Origin of the sequence: Streptomyces sp. NPDC006265 (genome assembly GCF_040613555.1) — a bacterium.
Taxonomy (GTDB): domain Bacteria; phylum Actinomycetota; class Actinomycetes; order Streptomycetales; family Streptomycetaceae; genus Streptomyces.
Map to the genome: position 1 here is coordinate 1 of NZ_JBEXSH010000501.1, position 6,577 is coordinate 6,577.

At 71.7% G+C, this 6,577-nt stretch carries 7 protein-coding genes; 3 read left to right on the plus strand and 4 right to left on the minus strand.

What is annotated here, in order from left to right; genetic code table 11:
• Both ABZ281_RS31785 and ABZ281_RS31790 read left to right on the plus strand, forming a co-directional pair.
• The coding region (locus ABZ281_RS31785) for a zinc-dependent metalloprotease (protein ID WP_356661100.1) at nucleotides 1-436 on the plus strand (436 nt) is incomplete at its 5' end.
• Nucleotides 433-960 carry an NUDIX hydrolase gene (locus ABZ281_RS31790; protein ID WP_356661102.1) on the plus strand — a complete coding sequence of 176 codons (528 nt, stop codon included), beginning with the start codon at nucleotides 433-435 and terminating at the stop codon, nucleotides 958-960. The genes ABZ281_RS31785 and ABZ281_RS31790, both read left to right, overlap by 4 nt.
• Nucleotides 961-1,132: 172 nt before the next feature.
• Here ABZ281_RS31790 and ABZ281_RS31795 read toward each other — a convergent pair whose 3' ends face one another.
• From ABZ281_RS31795 to ABZ281_RS31810, 4 genes are all read right to left on the minus strand, one after another.
• On the minus strand, nucleotides 1,133-1,888 hold the full coding sequence (locus tag ABZ281_RS31795) for an AIM24 family protein (protein ID WP_356661104.1): 756 nt from the start codon (nucleotides 1,886-1,888) through the stop codon (nucleotides 1,133-1,135).
• A gap of 16 nt (nucleotides 1,889-1,904) precedes the next feature.
• Nucleotides 1,905-2,585: an AIM24 family protein gene (locus ABZ281_RS31800; protein WP_031112077.1), complete on the minus strand. Its 681-nt coding sequence runs from the start codon at nucleotides 2,583-2,585 to the stop codon at nucleotides 1,905-1,907.
• 11 nt (nucleotides 2,586-2,596) lie between these two features.
• A complete protein-coding gene (locus ABZ281_RS31805) occupies nucleotides 2,597-4,315 on the minus strand; it encodes a TerD family protein (protein WP_356661106.1) in 1,719 nt (572 codons plus the stop codon).
• Between the two features lie 142 nt (nucleotides 4,316-4,457).
• Nucleotides 4,458-5,066 carry a M48 family metallopeptidase gene (locus ABZ281_RS31810; protein ID WP_184908783.1) on the minus strand — a complete coding sequence of 203 codons (609 nt, stop codon included), beginning with the start codon at nucleotides 5,064-5,066 and terminating at the stop codon, nucleotides 4,458-4,460.
• Nucleotides 5,067-5,399: 333 nt separating this feature from the next.
• Here ABZ281_RS31810 and ABZ281_RS31815 point away from each other — a divergent pair.
• Nucleotides 5,400-6,577: ThiF family adenylyltransferase (locus tag ABZ281_RS31815; protein ID WP_356661108.1), on the plus strand; the 1,178-nt coding region annotated here is incomplete at its 3' end.

Below are 6,577 nucleotides of genomic sequence, written 5' to 3' on the forward strand. Positions count from 1 at the left end.
GACGGCTCTGGCGCTCGTGGAGGGCTGGGTGGACGCGGTGGTCCACGCCGCTGCGAAACCCCGCCTGGCATCCGCCGACGCCCTGCGCGAGACGCTGCGCCGCCGCCGCGCCTCGGGCGGTCCTGCCGAGCAGACGTTTGCCACGCTGATCGGTCTGGAGCTGCGCCCGCGTCGTCTGCGGGACGCCTCCCGTTTGTGGGCCTCGCTCACGGACGCGCGCGGTGTCGACGGCCGGGACGCCCTGTGGCACCACCCGGACATGCTGCCGACGGCGACCGACCTGGACGACCCGGACGGTTTCGTGCACCGCGAGCAGATCGACTTCTCCGAGCTGGACAAGATGCTCGGCGAGGCGGCGGACAAGCCCGACCTGAAGAAGAAGGGCGAGGGCGAGGGCGACGCCGAGGACAAGAGCAAGGGCGACGACGCCGGGTGAGCCTGCACGACGACGCGGTCCTCGTGCTGAAGGGGTACGAGGACCAGACGGAGCTGCGCCAGGCCTATCTGGACCACCTGGCGGAGCACCCCGACGGCCTGTGGAAGGCCTGCCACGCGGGTCACATCACGGCGAGCGCCCTGGTGATCGACCCCGAGGGCGGCCGGGTGCTGCTGACCCTGCACAAGAAGCTGCGGATGTGGCTGCAGATGGGCGGCCACTGCGAGCCCGGTGACGCCTGCCTGGCGGACGCGGCCCTGCGTGAGGCGACGGAGGAGTCCGGCGTCCCGGGTCTCTCCCTGCTGCCCGGCGGCCCGGTGCGCCTGGACCGGCATCCGATCCCGCCTCCGTGCCACTGCCACTTCGATGTCCAGTACGCGGTCGTGGCACCCCCGGACGCCGCGCACGCGATCAGTGAAGAGTCGCTCGACGTGCGCTGGTTCGGGTACGACGAGGTGGCCGAGGTGGCGGACGAGTCGGTCGTCCAACTGCTGGCGGCGACCCGCGCGAGACTCGGGGCCTGAACATAAAGGTAAGGGGCGCCCGCCTTGGCGGTCGCCCCTTACCTTTATGTTGACAGTGGCAGCGCCCCCTCAGAGGCGCGGGGACTGCGCGATCGAGCACAGACGGCCCGCTGGCTGAGACGAGAGCGCACAGCCCCCGACCTGAATCGGCCGAACCCCGCGGAGCGCTCGCTCAGCTCCAGACGTTGCCCTGGTTCTGCCCCCGCGCTCCCTGCTGGCCCATGCCGTACTGCGCGGCGAGGCCCGAGCCGATCTGGGCGTTCTGCGGCGGCAGCAGTTCGCTCGGCTGGACGAGCGCGAAGCCGGTGCCCATGAAGCTCAGCTCCCAGCCCTCGCCGGTGCTGCCGCGCCGCCGCCACACCCCGGAGGAGTGCGTCTGGGCCTGCATCTGCACCCGCAGGCTCGTCGACCAGGCGACGATCGCGTCGGCGTCGCAGTTGACGTACTTGTCGGGCGTCACCTGCAGCGCCAGCGGCATGCCGGAGGTCATCAGGGCGACCTTGCCCCGGCCGGTGATGTTGAGCTGGTACTTCCCTGAACCGGCGATGCCGTACAGGCTGTCCACGGCGATGACCTCGTGGTGCAGGGAGGAGTCCATCGCCAGCACGTAGCTGCTGTCGACGGTGAGGCCGTCCTGGTCCACCTCCATGACGTGGACGTGCTGCTTGAGGTTGGCGAGGTAGACCGTGCCCTGCCCGTGGCAGCGCATCAGGTCCAGGCCCTCCCCGGTCTGCGCACGCGCGCGTGACTGCTGGTTGCTCTGGAACTCGGCGTCGAACTCGACGAGGCCCTGGTAGGCGACCATCGTGCCCTTGCGGGCCAGGATGTCGTGGTGGCCCTCCAGGGCGACGCGCAGCATCTGCTTGTTCTGCAGGCTCCAGCGTTCCTGGGTCTGCTGCTCGTTGTAGGCGAAAATCGGGCTCTGCATGGCGTGTGGCTCCCCCTCAGCCCCGGACCCGGAGGCGGTCGGTGCTGTCCTCGCTGGGCTGGACGACGACGATGCCCTGACCGGAGAAGGCCATTTGGTAGGCCTCGCCGCTGCCGCGGCCGATCAGCGACTGGGCCCGGAAACTGCGCTTGCCCTTCACCTTGAGGTTCGGTGACCAGGCGACGAGCGCGTCGGGGTCGACGTAGGTCTCGTCCTCGCCGCCTCCGCAGTCGACGACGATGGGCTTGCCCCGGGAGGTCAGCGCGACCCAGCCCTGCCCGGAGATCTTGGTGTTCCACAGACCCTGTCCGGCGAACTTCGCCAGGCCCTTGACCCGCTCCACGCCCCACGTGAGGTGGGCGTCGAAGGCGAGCAGGTTGGTGGCGTTGACGGAGATGCCGTCGCCGTTGAGGTTGATCACGACGACGTTCGCCCCGTAGTCGGCGAGGTAGAGCAGGCCGTCGCCGGAGCACTTCATCAGGGGCGCGCCTTCGCCGGTCATCCAGTCCTTGGCGATCTGGCGCACGGCGGGCGGGTTGGGCTCGTACTGGACGAACCCTTCGTAGGCGACCATCGACCCCACGCGCGCGAGGAGGTCGTTCCCGGTCTGCATGGCGACCTTCAGCATGTGGTTGCCGTGGTTCTCCATGCGGGCGGTGACGGGCGCGGGGGCGTGGCCCGCGAGCTGCTGTGTCATGTCGGGCTCCCTCAGACCTCGTACGGCTGGACGACGATGAAGTTCCCGGGCGCTCCCCGGAACTGGAGGTTCACGCTCTCCCCCGTGTCACCGGGGTAGGCGTTGCGCCGCATCCGCACCTGGCTGGAGACGACGACCTGGGCGGCGGCCGACCAGGCGACCACGGCGTTGCAGTCGGCGAACGTGGTGGGCGTGACGGGCAGCACCACGGGCGTGCCGTGCGTCTTCACGACGATGGTGCCCGTGCCCTGGAACTGCATGGTGAACAGCGCGCCCCCGGGGATGCCGTGGCCCTCGATGCGGCGGACCTCGTAGGTGAGGCTCTCGTCGAACGCGAGGACGTTCTCGGCAGAGACGCAGACGGCGTCGCCCTGCAGCTCGAGGGGGTGCAGCATGGTCGAGTTCTCGGCGAGGAACACCTGCCCCTGGCCCGTGCAGCGCATCAGCTGCATCTCCTGGCCGGTCGCGTTGCCCACGATCCGGCCGGCGAATCCGGCGCCCTTGTAGCTGAAGTCGACCTTGCCCTGGTAGAGCACCATGCTGCCCTGCCGGGCCAGCACGGGCTGTCCGCCGACGCCGAGGTCGACGCGGACGAGCTTCTTGTTCTGCTGCGTCCAGCGCTGCCCTGTGGGGGTCTCCTTGAACTGCTGGAGCGCGGCGGACACACCGTGGCCCTGGGGAGCGCCTTGAGGGGCGCCCTGCGGGGCTCCGTAAGGCGCCTGACCGAAGGGCGGCTGCTGCTGTCCGTACCCCTGGGGCGGCGTGGGCTGGCCGTAGCCGGGCGGCGGAGCCGGGGCGTGGGGCGCCTGGGGCTGACCGTAGCCGGGCGGCGGCGGGGCCGTCTGACCGGGGACCTGACCGTACTGCGGCGGCTGCTGGCCCGGCTGGCCGTACGGCGCGGGCGCCGGGGCCGGAGGCGGCACCTGGGAGCCGCCGGGCGGGGTGTGCAAGGGCGCGACGATGGTCGGGGCGGCGTGCATCTGGGGTGCGGGCGCCGGAGCCGGAGGCGGGGTGGCGCCGGGCGGGGGCGCGAAGCCCTGCGTTGCGGGCTGGGGAGCGGGAGCCGGAGGCGCCGCCGGTGCGGGGGCCGGGGCGGGGGCCGGGGCGGGTTCCGGAGTGACGGGGACGCCGAACGCGGGCGGGGCGAAGCCCGGGGCGGCGCCCGCCTGCGGCTGCTGCGGGGCGGGCGCGGGCGTCTCCTCCTCGGCCACCTCGCCGCCGAAGTTCTGTAGCAGCGCGTCCAGACCGCCGTCGAAGCCCTGCCCGACCGCGGCGAACCGCCAGACGTCCTTCAGGTAGAAGTCGCCCAGCATCACGGCCCGTTCGGTGGAGAACTCCGAGCCGTTGAAGGAGTAGCGCGCCACCTCCTCGCCACCCGCGACGATGCGGATGTAGCCGGAGGCGATCTGCGACATCTGGCCGGCGCCGTCGATCGTCGCTGTGAAGGACAGCTTCTGGATCTGCGACGGGATCCGGTCGAGCGTCACCCGGAAGGACTCCGTGTCGCCCGCCTGGGCTCCCAGGAGCTGAATGGACTCCTCGGGGGACTTCGGCTGGTTGAAGAAGACGAAGTACCGGTCGTCCGAGAGCCGTTCGTCGGCGTCGAGGCCGAAGCAGCTGATGTCGAAGCTCAGTCCGGGACCGGCGATCTGCACACCTACGTACAGATCCGTGCCCGCGGTGAGGTCACTGATCCTGGCCTTGTGGCCGCGTTGGAATTCCCTGGCCATGCGTAACGACCGTCCCCCATCCAGAACGTGATTGCGTCGCGCCAGGCTAACGGCAAACTCGGACACCGGACGAGGTCGGTACAGAGCCGGTACAGAACGTCCGCTCGGCCGTATCGGCTGTTCGCTCACGGAAAGCGGTCGGTCACCCCGCGGGGCTCTCACCCCGCGCGCCGGGTACATGGGGCAACCGCTCGGCGGCTACGACGCCTTCGAGGTATCCCCGGGCCCGCTCCGTGCGCGGATAAGCCGTGAGGAGTTCCCAGAAGCGTGGTCCGTGTCCGGGGACGAGCAGATGGGCGAGTTCGTGGACGAGGACGTAGTCGACGACGTACTCGGGCATGCCCTGGAGGCGGTGCGAGAGGCGGATGCTGCCCTCGGCGGGGGTGCAGGACCCCCAGCGCGTGTTCTGGTTGGTCACCCACCGCACCGACACGGGCCGGGCCCGTCCGTCGAAGTACTGGTCCGACAGGCGCCGGGCCCGCTCGGCCAGCTCGGCGTCACCGAGGGCCCGCTTGCTCTCCTGGGCGGCCAGCTTGTCGAGCATGACGTTCACCCAGCGCTGCTCCTCCGCCTCGGACATGCGGGCGGGGATGAGCACCACGGTGCGATCGCCCTCGCGGTACGCGGAGACCGTTCTGCGTCGGCGGGCGCTCCTGCGGACCTCGATCGCGCTCGCCCCCGAGCCGCTAGGCGGCTGGCTCGTCGTGCTGCGGTGTGGCGTTCCGGCGCGGTGCAGTGGGTCGGCGGGCACGCCCCGACGTTACCCGCTGCACACGGGGAAGTCCCGGCTCCGGGACGGTTCGGTGCCGCCACCCCCACCGGCCGCCGGATTTGTACGACGAACACCCGCGCCTGTGGACAACTTTCGGCAGCCGGCGGCGGGTTTGGGCATGCTGGATCTCGTCGGCGAAGCGATGGCGGGGCCGGTCCGGACCAGGGACCGCTTCCGCGCTCGGGTTCGGCCTGCGCTCGGGTCGGGTCTGCGCACGGACCCTGCTTGCAACCGGCCTCGGCGTCACCTGCCCGGGCCGGCAGCCTCGCTCGCCGGCATACGGGGACGATCTACAAGATACGGGGGCCTGTCATGCATGCAATGGTGAAACCAGCGCTCAGGCGCGGCTGGCGCGACCTCAACACCGTTCAGTTCGGGATGACACCGGCTCATGCCATGACACTCGGCCCGATGGACCTGGCGACGGGCAGCTTCCTCGACCTGTTGAACGGCACGCGGGGGCTGGAGCTCCTGCGTGAGGAGGGGCGTCGTATGGACCTGCCCGACGGTCATGTCGACAGGCTGGTGCGGGAGCTCGCTCGGGCCGGGCTGCTGGACGACGCCCGGGGCGGCGGGCCGGCCGCCGACGCCCTGCGGAAGAAGAAGGAAGTCCTCGACCGGTTGCGCCCCGACCTGGCCTCCCTGTCCCTGACGACCTCGGCCCCCGGTGACGCGATCGGGCAGTTGGCGGCCCGCCGCTCGCAGCGCGTGCAGGTGCGGGGCGCGGGCCGGGTGGGTGCCGTACTGGCCTCGCTCCTGGCCGGGGCCGGCGTGGGCGAGGTGGACGTGCTCGACGGTGGCCGTGTGGAGCCGTGGGACGTCGCGCCGGGCGGGCTTTCGGCGGAGTCCGTCGGCGATCGCAGGGACGAGTCTGCCCGCCGTGCCGTGCGCCGGGCGGCTCCGGACCGGCCGCCGCGCCGCGCGACGGCCCAGACCTCCCCGGGGGCGGGCGACCCGGGATTCTCGCTGGTGATCATCGCCCCGCGGGACGATGTCGCCGTGCATGCGCCCGACCCGGCCGCCGCCGAGCCGCTGATGGCTTCCGGGACACCCCATCTGTACGCCGGTGTGGTGGAGGGGACCGGCGTGGTCGGCCCCCTCGTGCTGCCCGGGGAGACGAGCTGCGCGGGGTGTCTGCAGGAAGGCCGCGCCGACCGGGACCCGACCTGGCCGCGCCTGGTCGCCCAGTGGCGCTCCGGCAGACAGCGGCAGGTCCGGCCCTGCGGCCTGACGCTCGCTACGACCGTGGCCGGCCTCGCGGCCGCGCACGCGCTCGCCTTCCTGGACGGCCGGGTCCCGTCGAGCGCCGGAGCGCGCTGGGAGGTCTCCGTCCCTGGTCTCCACTGGCATGCGCGGCCGATCCGGGCCCATCCGGAATGCCCGTGCGCGGCGGTGGAGAAAGGAAAAGGGGAGCACCTCTCGGAGGACGGGGAGTCGCACGAGACAATGGCGGTGCAACGGCCGTCGGAGCAGTGCCGTGAGGCAGAGGC